This is a genomic window from Lactococcus allomyrinae (genome assembly GCF_003627095.1).
Taxonomy (GTDB): Bacteria; Bacillota; Bacilli; order Lactobacillales; family Streptococcaceae; genus Lactococcus; species Lactococcus allomyrinae.
This window is the reverse complement of record NZ_CP032627.1, coordinates 1,024,353-1,039,153: the sequence shown is the minus strand read 5'-3', so window position 1 is coordinate 1,039,153 and position 14,801 is coordinate 1,024,353. Positions and strand designations below refer to the sequence as shown.

9 protein-coding genes and 1 riboswitch are annotated in these 14,801 nt (G+C 34.9%); of the genes, 7 read left to right on the top strand and 2 right to left on the bottom strand.

From position 1 onward, the window contains the following. Positions 1-46 precede the first annotated feature (46 nt). The 5 genes from D7I46_RS04935 to mgtA all read left to right on the top strand — a co-directional run bounded on the left by D7I46_RS04935 (position 47) and on the right by mgtA (position 8,433). On the top strand, positions 47-1,216 hold the full coding sequence (locus tag D7I46_RS04935; protein ID WP_120771881.1) for an amidohydrolase: 1,170 nt from the start codon (positions 47-49) through the stop codon (positions 1,214-1,216). A gap of 267 nt (positions 1,217-1,483) precedes the next feature. Beyond that, positions 1,484-2,179, top strand: coding sequence for a DeoR/GlpR family DNA-binding transcription regulator (locus tag D7I46_RS04930; RefSeq protein WP_120771880.1), 696 nt, complete (start codon positions 1,484-1,486; stop codon positions 2,177-2,179). Between the two features lie 103 nt (positions 2,180-2,282). Next, entirely contained in the window at positions 2,283-3,212 is a 930-nt protein-coding gene (gene pfkB, locus D7I46_RS04925; RefSeq protein WP_120771879.1) for a 1-phosphofructokinase, read from the top strand. Continuing rightward, a complete protein-coding gene (locus tag D7I46_RS04920) occupies positions 3,202-5,109 on the top strand; it encodes a PTS fructose transporter subunit IIABC (RefSeq protein WP_120771878.1) in 1,908 nt (635 codons plus the stop codon). The genes pfkB and D7I46_RS04920 overlap by 11 nt, the downstream gene beginning before the upstream one ends. 164 nt (positions 5,110-5,273) lie before the next feature. Further along, positions 5,274-5,433, top strand: a riboswitch (M-box (ykoK) riboswitch). Positions 5,434-5,748: 315 nt separating this feature from the next. Next, positions 5,749-8,433, top strand: a complete 2,685-nt coding sequence (gene mgtA / locus D7I46_RS04915; protein ID WP_276117075.1) for a magnesium-translocating P-type ATPase — start codon at positions 5,749-5,751, stop codon at positions 8,431-8,433. A gap of 68 nt (positions 8,434-8,501) precedes the next feature. On the opposite strand, the gene D7I46_RS04910 is transcribed toward mgtA, so the two are convergent. Together D7I46_RS04910 and D7I46_RS04905 are read right to left on the bottom strand one after the other, a co-directional pair. Next, positions 8,502-11,036, bottom strand: a complete 2,535-nt coding sequence (locus D7I46_RS04910) for an HAD-IC family P-type ATPase (RefSeq protein WP_120771876.1) — start codon at positions 11,034-11,036, stop codon at positions 8,502-8,504. A 250-nt stretch (positions 11,037-11,286) separates the two neighbouring features. Further along, positions 11,287-11,640 (bottom strand): YxeA family protein, encoded by a 354-nt coding sequence (locus D7I46_RS04905; RefSeq protein WP_120771875.1) that lies wholly within the window; start codon positions 11,638-11,640, stop codon positions 11,287-11,289. A 274-nt stretch (positions 11,641-11,914) separates the two neighbouring features. Between D7I46_RS04905 and cls the strand changes: the two genes are divergently transcribed. Then, positions 11,915-13,360, top strand: coding sequence for a cardiolipin synthase (gene cls, locus D7I46_RS04900; protein WP_120771874.1), 1,446 nt, complete (start codon positions 11,915-11,917; stop codon positions 13,358-13,360). Between the two features lie 48 nt (positions 13,361-13,408). Further along, the gene (locus D7I46_RS04895; RefSeq protein WP_120771873.1) at positions 13,409-14,737 is read left to right on the top strand and encodes an RsmF rRNA methyltransferase first C-terminal domain-containing protein; all 1,329 of its coding nucleotides are present in this window, start codon (positions 13,409-13,411) and stop codon (positions 14,735-14,737) included. Positions 14,738-14,801 lie beyond the last annotated feature (64 nt).

Sequence of the window (14,801 nt, the reverse complement as noted above, 5' to 3'; positions counted from 1 at the left end):
AAATAGTGAAGTTAAATGCTTCACTATTTTTGTTAAAATAAATGGTATGATTGAAGAAAAATTTAATAAAGAATTGGAAGAAATCAGACATTATCTTCATGCCCATCCAGAGCGTTCGGAACATGAAGTTAAAACTACCGCCTTCATCCAACAAAAATTGATGGATTGGGATATAGAAATTCTAGATGGAGATTTAAAGACAGGCCTAGTCGCAAAAGTCGGGGATGGTAATCCAGTCATTGCTCTACGTGCCGATATTGATGCACTTCCAATCAATGAACAAACCAATTTACCTTTCGCATCAAAAAATGAAGGAATAATGCACGCTTGTGGTCATGATTTACACATGACAAGTCTTTTGGGTGCAGCAAAAATTTTAAAAGAACATGAAAAGGAACTTAAAGGAACAGTTAAATTAATTTTCCAGCCTGCAGAAGAAATCGGGCTAGGAGCCAGACAAGTCCTTGAAAGTGGTCTTGTTTCTGATGTGCAGGCTTTTATTGGTTATCATAATATTCCAACACTCGGTACAGGAATTATTGGATTACGTGAAGAAGGAGTTATGGCTGCAGTTGAGCAGTTCGAAGTAAATGTTGTAGGGAGTGGCAGTCATGCCGCATATCCTCATGAAGGTATAGACACTATTTTAGCAACAAGTGCAATTATTCAAAATCTACAGCAGATTGTTTCAAGAAATATTTCACCACTCAAAGCAGCGGTAGTATCGGTGACTCATATTGAATCTGGAAACACATGGAATGTTCTTCCAAATAAAGCCATGTTTGAAGGAACCATTCGTACATTCTCCGATGAAACACGCCAACTCGCTAAAAAGAGATTTACAAAAATTATAGAATCAACAGCGGCAGCTTATGCTGTTTCAGCAGAAATCAAATGGAAAATGGAGGCTGATCTAACTTATAATGATCCAGAATTAACAAGGGTTTTGAGCGAAGCCACTCGACAATGGCATCAATTATTTGTTGTTCCAGAACCTTCAAGTGCAGGAGAAGATTTCGCTAACTATAGGCAGCAAGCTCCAAGTGTATTTGCTTTTATTGGTTCCAATCAACCTGATAGTTCAGGACTTCACTTTTCGGATATGATTGTTAAAGATGAGGTTATCCCTGTAGCAGTCGAATACTATATTCAATCCGCTCAAAGTCTACTGGAATATTTTAACCATCAAGAGATAAAAACAGAAAAGTATTTTTAAAAATGAGAGCTTGGTAAAAAAGAAATACATCTTTTATCTTGTATTTCTTTTTTTTATTTAACAAAAATGATAGTTTTTGAAAGTTTTAGATTGATTTTGAAAGAAAATAATGATATACTATCCCTGTAAACGAATTCATGAGAGAATAGTTATTTTTTAACTCAATATTTAAAAATATTAAAACAAAAACTATAAGTTGTGTAAAACCGCTTTATAGTAGGACTATACCACAACATTTCAAATCTAGTATAAGTGAGGGAGGTAAAAATGTTAGCGAATGAACGTAAGAAAAATATTACTGATTATTTAAAAAATAGGAAAAGAGCAACGATTGAAGAACTACTTCCTGTGATTGAGGGCTCAATTTCAACGCTCCGTAGGGATTTGAATGAGTTAGAAAAAGAGAAAATACTTCGTAGAGTACATGGAGGAGCAGAACTTCTACAAGATCTCACAGAAGAATTGAGTATTTTCGAAAAAACTTCCAAAAACATTCAAGAAAAAGAGAAAATTGCTGCAAAAGCACTTCTAAAAATAAAAGATGGAGATATTATCTTTTTAGATGCAGGAACTACAACAGGTATTTTGGCTGACTTAATCAATCATTCTCAAAAATATTTGACAGTTGTGACTAACTCTGTCACGCATCTTTCCAAACTAACAGATGAAAAACTAATTGTTTATCTGCTAGGAGGACGTGTAAAAAAAGTGACAGACGCAATTGTTGGCAGCCAAACTTTAGCTCAGCTTTCAAATTATCAATTCAATCTTGCGTTTATAGGAGCTAATGCGATAGATGAAATTCATGGAGCAATGACACCCGACCACGAAGAAGCCGCTGTTAAATCCCTAGCCATTAAGCAAAGCCAAAAATCTTATGTTTTGGCAGACTCATCCAAAATCGGTCAAATGAGTTTTATCAAATTTGCACAACCAGATGAATTCGAATTGCTTACAGACTAATTTTACTTTAAAATTATGTACGGTCAATAACTAACTATAACTAGTAAGACATACTGTTGATTTTATAACAAGAAAACGCTAACAGTATTTTAGAAAGAAAAATATGATTTACACAGTAACATTAAACCCCGCCTTAGATTATTTTATGAATTATGAAAAAATATCGCTTGGCGAGGTTAACCGAACCTCTCAAACACAAGTATCAGCTGGAGGTAAAGGAATTATGGAAAGCCGAATGTTGAGTTTAATGGAAAGTCCAACTACAGCTTTAGGCTTTCTGGGAGGTTTTTCAGGAGAGTATATTAGGACATTTCTGAATGAGCATGGTGTTTTATCAGATTTTACTCCGATTGATTCCTTAACAAGAATTAACGTAAAGCTCAAAACAGAAGATGAAGAAACCAGTTTAGATGCTGCTGGACCGATCTTAAAAGAGAGTGATATACAAGCTTTTATTCAAAAATTTGAAAACTTAAAGCCAGATGATATTGTTGTATTTGCAGGAACAATTCCAAAAGCACTTGGAGAAGATTTTTATGAACGCTTGATTGAAAAAGTAAAGATTAAAAGAGCTTCTTTTGTTCTGGATATTGATGGTCAAAAATTATTAAAATCTCTTAAAAGCCATCCATTGCTTATTAAACCCAATCGTGAAGAACTTGAAGCTATATTTAATACATCTTTGAAAACAAATGAAGAAATTATACCATTTGGTAAAAAGTTGTTAGATATGGGAGCACAGTATGCCATTGTTTCAATGGCGGGTGATGGCGCACTTCTTTTTAGTCGTGATGCTGTATATTTTGCCGAAGGAATCAAAGGAGAATTGAAAAATTCAATTGGCGCAGGGGATTCTACCGTTGCAGGATTTTTAGCAGAATATCATGAAACAAAAGATTTATTAAAAGCGTTTAGGCAAGCTATAGCCTGTGGTACAGCGAAGGCATTCTCAAAAGATATGCCTACCCGAGAATTTGTTAATGAAATTTATAAAAAAGTTGAAATAAAGGAGATTTCAATCAATGGAAATTAAAGATTTACTAAAATCCGAGGTCATGATTCTTGACCTTAAAGCGCAAAGCAAAATCGCTGCTATTGATGAAATGGTTCAAAAACTTGTTGATGAAGGTTATGTCAAAGATTTTGAAACATTTAAGGCAGGGATTCTCACTCGTGAACATCAAACTTCAACAGGACTTGGTGATGGTATTGCTATGCCACACAGTAAGAACAGTGCTGTCACTCAGCCTGTTGTACTTTTTGCAAAATCAAAGATAGGGGTAGATTATGAAGCTCTTGACCATCAACCTGTTCATCTATTTTTCATGATTGCAGCACCAGAAGGTGCCAATGATACCCATTTAGAAGCATTGGCGCAACTCTCAAAATTCTTGCTCAAAGATGGTTTTAACAGTAAATTGAAAGCGGTTAACTATCCACGTGAAGTTTTAGAACTCTTTTCATCAAATGAAGCAGAAGAGATAGAAACAGTAAAAAATGCAGAACATTATATAGTTGCAGTGACAGCTTGCACAACAGGGATTGCACATACTTACATGGCAGAGGAAGCGCTCAAAAAACAAGCCGCTCAAATGAATGTTGCAATTAAAGTCGAAACTAATGGTGCACGCGGTATTGATCATAAATTAACCGCCGAAGATATTAAAAAAGCAGATGCAGTCATCGTTGCAGCAGATAAAAAGGTAGAAATGAATCGTTTTTCTGGCAAAGAACTTGTAAATAAACCAGTAGCAGAAGCAATTCGTAATCCAAAAATTCTGATTGAAACAGCGCTTTCTGGTAAGGCTCCAGTATTTGAAGCGGAAAATTCAGAAGAGGAAAGTTCAGAAACAGCGACGGGACTTGGGAAAGCATTTTATAAGCATCTCATGGGCGGTGTATCCGCAATGCTTCCGTTTGTTGTTGGAGGTGGGATTTTAATTGCTCTAGCTTTCTTGATTGACCAAGCAATGGGAGTACCTCATGATCAACTTGCAAACTTGGGCGTTTATCATCCAATTGCAGCTTATTTCAAAAATGTAGGAGGAGCAGCATTTGCATTTATGCTTCCTGTATTAGCTGGGTTTATTGCAAATTCAATTGCAGATAAACCAGGATTAGTAGCAGGGTTTGTTGCTGGCTCAATGGCAAGCTCAGGATTGGCATTTGGTCACCTTGATTCTGCAAAAATGATTCCTTCAGGTTTTCTTGGTGCTTTGGTTGGTGGATTCTTAGCTGGTGGTGTTATTCTTTTGCTTCGTAAGTGGACGAAAGCTTTACCAAAATCTTTGGATGGAATTAAAGCGATATTGATTTATCCGTTGGTTGGTACATTTATTACTGGATTTTTGATGCTATTTGTCAATATACCAATGGCAGCTATCAACACAGGTTTATCCAGCTTTTTGAATAGTTTATCTGGTGCATCTGCATTGGTACTTGGTTTGGTTGTAGGTGGAATGATGGCAATTGACCTCGGAGGTCCAATCAATAAAGCAGCCTATATTTTCGCAACTGGAACTTTGGCTGCAACAGTAGCAGATGGAGGTTCAGTTGTAATGGCAGCTGTAATGGCAGGTGGTATGGTTCCTCCACTTGCAACAACAGTAGCGGTACTTTTATTTAAAAACAAATTTACTAAAGAAGAACGAAATTCTGGTTTAACCAATATTGTGATGGGCTTATCTTTCATCACAGAGGGTTCTATTCCTTTTGCAGCTTCCGATCCTGCTCGTGCTATCCCATCATTTTTCGTAGGTGCAGCTGTGGCTGGTGGATTGACTGGACTTGCTAATATTAAATTAATGGCACCTCATGGAGGAATCTTTGTCTTAGCGCTAACAAACAATCCGTTACTTTATCTTTTATTTATCTTGATTGGAGCTGTAATTTCAGGTGTTTTATTTGGAGCGTTGAAGAAAGTAAAATAAGTTTGAAGTAAAGATAACTCTGGTTTAAACACTAATAAAAGCGGCTAACTACCGCTTTTATTAGTGTTCTCATGAATAATCAAAATCATTAATCTAAAAATTATTAGAAAAAGATTTGACAAGAGTGAGATAAGAATATATAATAGATGTGGTTAGTTTTTAAGGCTAACTATCGGTAGGTGAGGCTACCACAGGGATACGGGTTGCTGCCGCAGAGTCGTGGAGACACGATGAGAGGGCCAACAGTTCATGTCGAAAAACAAGGCATGAAATAGTGCAACAACATCGCCCTGTGGAGCTAAAGCTTGAACGATGACATGAATTGGTTTCACTGTGTGTGCTAGCTTTTTTTGGAATTATTCCCTTGTCTATGTTCAAGTTACGTAGGCAAGGTTTTTTTGTGTTGAAAAGGAGGTGAAAACGAATGGAAGAACAAAGTATCAGCAGCTCTGACCCTGATAGGCCACAGCAGAACAAAATGATGAAAATAACTGTTCGTTTTCATCGTCTTAGTTTAATGTAGTCTAAAGGCCAGTAGCTGTATAATCAAAATCTATTATTATTATGAAATTGAGGTACAGACCAATGAAAAAAAGATTAACTAGAAGTCCAGGTGTAACAAATAAAGCAAATGCAAATATGATGCACCGTGAAGCAGTTCAAAGAAGATTAGTATTTGCAACAAAAGCAAATAAGGAAGAAATATTTAAAAAATTAGGTACGACAGTAGAAGGATTGAATGAGAAACAAATGGAAGTTTCTCGCACTCTTTATGGAGATAACAAAATTACGCGAGGTAAAAAAACTTCGTTTGTAAAGCGTATATACCAAGCATTTATTAATCCATTTACGATAATATTATTTATTTTAGCTTTGATATCGGCATTTACTGATATTATTTTAGCAGCACCTGGAGAAGAGAACCCGGCAGGATTACTCATTATTACAACAATGGTTTTAATTTCTGGACTCCTACGTTTTGTTCAAGAAACTAGAAGTGGGAATGCTGCTGAAAATCTCCTAAAGATGATTAGAACTACAACAAATGTGTATCGACAAGGAATTGGAAGTCAAGAAATTCCGATTGAAGAAGTGTTAGTTGGAGATATTATTCATTTATCAGCAGGTGATATGATTCCGGCTGATTTGAGAATTATAGAAGCAAAAGATTTATTTATCAGTCAATCTTCTCTCACTGGAGAGAGTGAGCCTGTAGAAAAGTTGGCAAGTTTGAAGGACGATAAATATGATACATTAACCGAAGCTGCAAATCTTGCATTTATGGGATCAAATATTATTAGTGGAACTGCATTTGGAGTGGTTATTGCTACGGGTGATGATACAATATTTGGAGAAATGGCAAAAAGTGTTGATGAAGATTCTGTTAAGACCACCTTTGAAAAAGGGGTAAATTCAGTTTCATGGGTTCTTATTAGATTTATGCTTGTTATGGTACCCTTTGTTTTATTTATCAATGGTTTCACTAAAGGAGATTGGATGGAGGCAACCTTATTTGCTCTTGCCGTAGCGGTAGGTCTAACTCCAGAGATGCTACCAATGATTGTAACGACTTGTTTAGCAAAAGGTGCTGTAACGATGTCAAAAGAAAAAACAATCATTAAAAATCTGAATTCTATTCAAAATTTAGGGTCAATGAATATTCTATGCACAGATAAAACAGGAACTTTGACTCAAGATAAAGTTGTTTTGATGCATTATCTTGATATAGAGGGACAAGAAGATACTCGTGTCCTTAGACATGCTTTTCTAAATAGCTACTACCAAACCGGTCTCAAAAATTTAATGGATCTTGCAATTATCCAAGCTACTGAGAATAATCAAAAAAAATTCTCAGAATTAGGAGAGCTTAGTAGCAGATATACAAAGATTGATGAGATACCATTTGATTTTGAGAGACGTCGAATGAGTGTTGTTGTTCAAAGTAATACAGAAGAACTAGGCACAAAAACGCAACTCATTACTAAAGGAGCTGTTGAAGAAATGCTGGATATTTGTCAATTCGCGGAATACAAGGGCGATATTGTACGATTGACAGATGAAGTTAGAAAGTATATTTTAGAAAAAGTTGATGAACTCAATGAAAAGGGAATGCGGGTGATTGCAGTAGCTCAAAAAACCAATCCTTCTCCAATTGAAATATTTTCTGTGCAAGATGAGTCAGAGATGGTTTTAATGGGATACCTTGCTTTCCTAGATCCACCCAAAGAATCTACAAAGCGAGCGATTAAAGCACTTAATAAATACGGTGTTGGAGTAAAAATACTAACAGGTGATAACGATAAAGTGACACGTTCGATTTGTAGTCAAGTTGGATTGCCCGTTGACCATATTTTACTAGGCTCTGATATAGATAAATTGGATGATGAGCAACTGGCAAAAGATGTAGAAAGAATTAGTGTATTCGCTAAATTATCCCCACAACAAAAGGTTCGGATTGTGACAGCATTAAGAAACAATGGGAATAGCGTTGGATATATGGGAGATGGCATCAACGATGCAGCAGCAATGAAGTCATCGGATGTTGGTATTTCTGTTGATACAGCTGTTGATATAGCGAAAGAATCAGCAGATGTTATCTTGCTAGAAAAAGATTTGACAGTTCTTGAAAAGGGAATTATCGAAGGACGTAAAACATATGCAAATATGATTAAGTACATTAAAATGACTGCAAGCTCTAACTTTGGTAATATGTTTTCTGTACTGGTGGCAAGTGCGTTCTTACCTTTTATTCCGATGTTGTCTATTCATATTCTTTTGCTTAATTTAATCTATGATTTGTCATGTACCGCAATACCGTGGGACAATGTTGATGAAGACTACTTGACAGTACCTAGGAAATGGGAAGCAAGTTCTATCAGTAAATTTATGTTATGGATTGGTCCGACAAGTTCTGTCTTTGATATTACAACTTACTTACTGATGTTTTTTGTGATATGTCCTGCGACATTTGGAGAATTTAGCACACTTACACCAGGAAGTGCGGCTTATGTTGGATTTATTGCTCTCTTTCATTCAGGATGGTTTGTAGAATCTATGTGGACACAAACTCTTGTTATTCATATGATTCGTACTCCAAAAATACCATTTTTAAAGAGTCATGCCTCACTCTCTCTTACATTATTAACTTTCTTGGGAATTATTGGTCTTACTATTATTCCCTTCACACCTTTTGGTGCCTCAATAGGTTTGGAAGCTTTACCTGTAAGCTTTTTCCCTTGGCTTTTACTGACGGTGATGATGTATATGTTACTAGTCACAGTTTTCAAGAAAATATTTATTGCTAAATATGGTGAGTTGCTTTAGCTACAACAAAAAAGAGCCCTTTCGAAATGAGGACTCTTTTTGTTGTAACTTCACTATAAATAATTTAATCAAGAGTTTCGATCACGTTGAGCGTGATACCAATCATCTGGTAAAACTTGGATGTATTTATCATTTTCATAAGCCATCCTTTCTTGAAATTGTCGCAGTTTTGCTGAAGCAAAAATGAAAAGAAACATTAAACTTAGGCAAAGTAATGAAAGTTTTATCTTGTTTACTTTTTTACCATCCAAGATAAGCATACGAATGATAAGCAACAAAGCAATACAAATCAAAGTTGGGATGATAAAGCGAGAGCTTTGTAGAGGAGCAATCCCTAAGAATTTTGTGATGGGTGGAATGAAGTAAGTAGTATAGAAAACTAAAGTCATACCAATAATGACACTAGCCCTATACCTACTTAAAGGACGGCACAATAAATATAAGGCGAACAGTTGAACTGAACCAATAATCAGAGTAACATCACTCAAATAAGCACCATAATTGGTAGCTAAATGTCCCGCAGATGATACAGAATATAGTGGAAATTTGTAAGGAAGAATTAGCATAGTAAAGATGGTAATACCAATTAATATTCCTGCTGGAACTACATTTACTATTATTCTTTTGAAAAAATCGTCTGTGCTTGGTTTTTCATCTTTTTCTAAAATTAACAGAGCACTAGGAACTCCAACAGTAAAAATTCCCATGAGCATCAGGTTAATTGATTCAAGTGGAAAGATTTTTCGGGTAATAACTAGTAGGATGATTAAAACAAATGTGTAAATTACTCGTAGAAGATTCATCCCTGCGACTCGTTTAATATTGTTGATGACTTTTCTGCCTTCTTGTACTACAGATGGAAGAACAGAGAAGTCATTTTCTAATAATACAAATTGGGCAACAGATTTTGTAGCTTCGTTTCCTGAACCTAGCGCAATGGCACAATCTGATTTTTTTAATGCTAGAATATCATTTATGCCATCGCCAATCATGGCTACCGTGTGTCCGTTTGATTGTAAAGCGGTAATCAAATCTCGTTTACGCTCGGGTGTAATTCGTCCAAAAACGGTGGTTTCTTCTGCGATTTTTTGTAAACTTTCTGTATCTTTAGGAAGTTCGTTGAGATTACGTGCACTTCCTTTTATACCAACATCATGAGCAATATTTAGAACAGTTTCTGGATGATCTCCTGATATAATCTTGATTTCTGTCCCTTGTCTTTCAAAGTATTCCAATATTTTTTTGGCTTCTTTTTTAGGTTTATCTTTCAAAAAAATAAGGCAAATAATCTTAGTATCTTTAGGGATTGTTTTATCTTTTAGTGGCGACCAACTATGTGCAAGTCCGAGGATTCGATAGCCTCTCTTTAAGGCAAATTCAATATCTTGTTTTTGTTGATTTTCTAGTTTGTTTGAAATCATATCAAAGGCCCCAAGAGTATAAATGCCCTTATCTTTAATTTCAACAGCCTGCTGTTTAATTTCTGATGAAAAAGGAATATATTGAACTAAGTCAAATGTAGATTGTAAAACTCCAAATTTGTTTTTGAGAGCTTCTATTGATGCATTTTGTTCGGTGTCATGTTCAACGATAAAAGAAAGGACATCATTGATTTCTTCCTTATTGTCGGTATAGTAGAGAACTTCTTCGACATTCATCTTTCCTTCTGTGATTGTTCCAGTTTTATCAAGACAAAGCACATCAACTCGTGCAAGTGTTTCGATGGCTGATAAATTTTGAGCTAAAACTTGTTTTTTTGAAAGTTTGATGACACCAGCAGCTAACGCAACAGAGGTAAGAAGAACTAGACCTTCAGGAATCAGACTTGATATAACTGCGGCACTTCCCAAAATGGCAATTTCACGTTGAGAAATTATTGATAAATCTAGATGTGTAAGGAAAAATTGATTAAGTAAAACAAGGGCCGTTACGGGTAGAATAGCAATCATAATGATTTTTAAAATTTTATCAATGTATTGCTGTATTTTAGACTTTGTATCTTTAAAACTTTTTGCTTCACTAGTTAATTTACTGACGAATGTATTGTTGCCTACTGATTGTACTTGTGTTTTAATTTGTCCTTGTAAAACTAGGCAACCTGAATAAATCAAATCTCCAACTTTTTTTTCGACAACATCTGATTCTCCTGTAATCATTGATTCATCAACATAAAGTCCATTTTCTAGGCTAATTGTATCAACAGGAACTTGCATACCTTTAGTTAAGCACAGGAGGTCATTTACAACAATTTTTTCTTTATTAATGGTGATTTTTTGACTATCTCTGATAACTTCTACTTTGTTTTGAGTAAGAATGGAAAGTTTTTCGATTATTCGTTTTGCTTTGAGTTCCTGATAAATTCCTACTCCGGTATTGATAATGACCGACAGTATAAATAGAGTGTTTTTATAAGAGCCGATTGCAATGACCACAATTGCTAAAGTCAGATTCAGAAGGTTAAAGAGTGTCATTGTGTTTCTAATAATGATTTCCTTCACTGATTGTCCTGCATTTACAGTTATTGTATTGATGTTGCCTAACTTTATTTGTTGTTCAACTTCTGATTTAGAAAGTCCTCGCATTTCTGTTATATTTTTGTTCATATATTTCTCCTATCGTTATCTTTAATTTATATTTTCTCATCTTATTTAAAGAGAGAACTTGAAGGTATATCTAGTAGGTTAGAGTATATTTTTTGATTATATACTATTATTTTAACAAAGATATGACGATTAAAGCTTACAATATTGTAAGAAATTTATAAGATAGACTCTAAAGGGAGGAAAATAAAAAAATGACTGCTTTGTTTCGGCTGAGAAATAGCAGTCATGGTTTGGTTGAGTATAATAAATATTATTTATTTAGTTTGTCTAGAGCAGTATTAGGAATAGCTTTTTTGGATATTTCTTCCCAACTTTTTACGCCATCTTTTTTGTTAATCATGACTTTTAAATAGCTGTCTAATTTTAAAGGTTCGCTACGATATTCTTTCATGTCAAATTTAACAGCTTCTCCTTTGTCGTTTACAAATGTCTGATGATAGAGATAGTATGGTTTGTTTTCACTATCTTTACTCTGAGCTGGACTGGTTTCTATTTTTGTGTAGTATACAGATTGTTTGAAGCTATCATCAAATTCTTTACTGCACGCGGTTAGTGACAATAATGCAATAATGATTAAAGGAATGGATAAGATTATTTTTTTCATTTTTCACCTCAACAAGTTAGATTAAAAGTTAAAATTAGTATTAAGAGAATTATCCCTTTAGTTTTAACTTTTTTTGTTTCTTCAACCATAGTATCATGGGAGAGTAGTTTAAAACTTACAAATTTGTAAGTTTTAAATAAATGTTTGATTAGAAAATTAACTTTATTTATTGGTTTATTAGGATTTGAGAGTGTAGAGAATGTTCTAAGTAAATATCAGGTTAGGGGGTATGGTATAATAGAAGAATAAATAGGGGTTTATTGGAAGGAGTAACATGAATTTTATTGCACTTTTTGAATTATTTGTGTTTTTTTTAAACTTTCTCTTATCCTTAATCATTATCTTTAGGGAGAGAAAATCAACGGCATCAACTTGGTCGTGGCTTTTTGTGATTAATGTTTTACCTGTTTTAGGATTTATTTTGTATCTTTTGATTGGGCGAGGGATTTCGCATTATCGTATTTTTAAAGATAGAAAAAGATTTCATATTGGTTTTGAAAAGCAACTTGGTCATGCTGAAAAAGCTTTTTCAGATCGTGCTTTTGTTAATAAGATGCGAAAGAATCACGTGATTGGACAGCTCATCAATATGTTGTATGTTGAGGAAAAATCAATCATTTCAACAAATACTGATGTTAAAATTTTTAATGACGGTAGAGAAAAATTTGATGCTCTAATTGAGGATATCAATAGGGCAAAACATCATGTTCATATGGAATATTATATTTTTAGGATGGACCACCTTGGCCACGAAATTTATGATGCTTTGCTTGCTGCTCGTAGGCGGGGGGTTGAAGTTCGCTTGTTGATGGATGCATGGGGTTCAAATAAGACGAAATTAAAGGAATTTAAGGAACTGACTGAACTTGGAGGGCAGGTTGCACAGTTTTTCCCTTTAATTATGCCTTTGATTAATCCTAGAACAAACTATCGGCTGCATCGTAAGATTGTGGTCATTGATGGTGTGATTGGTTATACTGGTGGTTTTAATGTTGGAGATGAGTATGCTTCGGTAACGAAAAAATTTGGCTATTGGCGAGATAATCATCTGCGTTTAACAGGGGATATTATCTATAGTTTGCAACATCGCTTTATTTTGGATTGGAACTCACAACATAAGTTTGAGATTACAGAGGGAGAGCCTTACTTTCCTGATTCTATTGCAATTGGGCATGTTGCGACACAGTTGGTTACTTCTGGACCAGATGAGGATAAGGAACAGATTAAGTTAACTTATATGAAAATGATTTCTGGTGCTGAACGTGAAATTGTGATTCAGACACCTTATTATATTCCTTCAGATGCTTTGCATGAATCATTGAAATTGGCACTTTTATCTGGTGTTCAGGTAAGGATGATGATTCCAAATAAGCCAGACCATCCTTTAGTTTATTGGGCGACTTATTTTCATGCGGCAGATTTGGTTAAATATGGTGCGAAAGTCTATACTTACGAAAATGGTTTTGTCCATTCTAAGACGTTAATTATTGATGGAGAGTACGCTTCAGTTGGTTCAGCGAATTTGGATTATCGGAGTCTTCAACTTTGTTTTGAGGCAAATGTGGTAATATATGATTATGATATTGCTCAGAAATTGAGAAGTGATTTTATGAAGGACTTGCAGTTGAGTCAAGGATTAACGCTTGAGCTTTATGAACAACGTTCAAATTGGATTCGATTTAAAGAAGGACTGGCACGGCTTATTTCGCCAATGTTATAAGGATAATCGCTGATTTTATGAGAAAATAATGATTTCAATGAGGTTAAAATGGATTTACCTGTAGAATTTTTAGATAAATATAAGAATATTCTTGGAAATGAGTTTGAAGAATTTTTAAAAAGTTTTGATAGAGAAGCAGTGAGTGGTTTTCGGATAAATCCTTTAAAAAACTTGAGCAGTATTGAAAGTAGTGACTATGAAGCTATTTCTGAAAGTTCTTTTGGATACTATGGGAAAATCTCTGGTAAGTCAGTTGAGCACGTGTGTGGTCTCATCTATTCTCAAGAACCTGCGGCACAGGTGGTTGCTGAAAGTGCTGGGGTTCAGTCAGGGATGAAAGTGCTTGATTTATGTGCAGCACCGGGAGGTAAATCTACTCATCTGCTCAGTTTTTTGGGAAATGAAGGATTATTAGTTTCAAATGAGATTTCTCATAAACGAAGTAAAATTTTGGTGGAAAATATTGAAAGATTTGGTGCTAGAAATGTAGTTGTACTTAATGAAAGTCCTAAGAGACTGGCTAAGGTTTTTACGCAATATTTTGATGCTATTATATTAGATGCTCCATGTTCAGGTGAAGGAATGTTTCGTAAAGATTCTGATGCAATACAGTATTGGTCTCCTGATTATCCTCAGAACTGTGCGAATTTGCAGCGCGAAATCGTTGAGGAAGCCATGAAAATGTTAGCGCCTGGTGGGTCATTAATTTATTCAACGTGCACATGGTCTGAGGAAGAAAATGAGGATATTGTGAAATGGATATTAGAAAATTATCCTAACATGAAACTGATGAATATCCCGAAAATAAATGGACAATCAGAGGGAATTGATATGCCAGAGGTGGTCCGTTGTTGGCCACATCATTTTCTAGGAGAAGGTCAATTTGTCGCGAAACTTAATGACAGACGTGACAAAGTTACTGACAAAAAAATTAAAGTTGGTAAATCTAAATTGACCAATGAACAAAAAAAATTATGGGATGAGTTTTATAAGAAAAACTTATTGACAGATTTTTTGTCAGCGGGTATTTTACAGGTTTTTGGTGATAATTTATATTTTTTACCGGAGGGTTTGCCTGATTTGTCTAAGTTAAAGATTGCTCGTAATGGTTTGCATTTGGGAGTTTTTAAGAAAAATCGTTTTGAACCTTCTTTTGCTTTAGGTTTGGCGTTGAGACCAGAAGAAGTGGAGCGAACATTAGAAATTAATGAAGAACAATTTAGAAAATATGTTGCTGGAGAAACTCTAACGATTGGTGAATGCATCAGTAACGGATGGGTGCAGCTTGTTATTAACGGAAATGGTTTGGGTTTTGCCAAGTTTGTTAATGGTGTCGTTAAAAATTATTTTCCAAAAGGTTTGCGTTTTTCATATTAGCCTTGAATGATATTGAGTCATAAATGAATAAATAGAATGTTGTCAGTACTGACAGGAGCCTGTC

Excerpts from the sequence above, each read along its gene's own strand:
- D7I46_RS04905 (WP_120771875.1), bottom strand. The coding sequence starts at position 11,640 with ATGAAAAAAATAATCTTATCCATTCCTTTAATCATTATTGCATTATTG.
- D7I46_RS04920 (WP_120771878.1), top strand. The coding sequence starts at position 3,202 with ATGGAAATTAAAGATTTACTAAAATCCGAGGTCATGATTCTTGACCTT.
- D7I46_RS04895 (WP_120771873.1), top strand. The coding sequence starts at position 13,409 with ATGGATTTACCTGTAGAATTTTTAGATAAATATAAGAATATTCTTGGA.
- D7I46_RS04935 (WP_120771881.1), top strand. The coding sequence starts at position 47 with ATGATTGAAGAAAAATTTAATAAAGAATTGGAAGAAATCAGACATTAT.
- mgtA (WP_276117075.1), top strand. The coding sequence starts at position 5,749 with ATGATGCACCGTGAAGCAGTTCAAAGAAGATTAGTATTTGCAACAAAA.
- cls (WP_120771874.1), top strand. The coding sequence starts at position 11,915 with ATGAATTTTATTGCACTTTTTGAATTATTTGTGTTTTTTTTAAACTTT.
- D7I46_RS04930 (WP_120771880.1), top strand. The coding sequence starts at position 1,484 with ATGTTAGCGAATGAACGTAAGAAAAATATTACTGATTATTTAAAAAAT.
- D7I46_RS04910 (WP_120771876.1), bottom strand. The coding sequence starts at position 11,036 with ATGAACAAAAATATAACAGAAATGCGAGGACTTTCTAAATCAGAAGTT.
- pfkB (WP_120771879.1), top strand. The coding sequence starts at position 2,283 with ATGATTTACACAGTAACATTAAACCCCGCCTTAGATTATTTTATGAAT.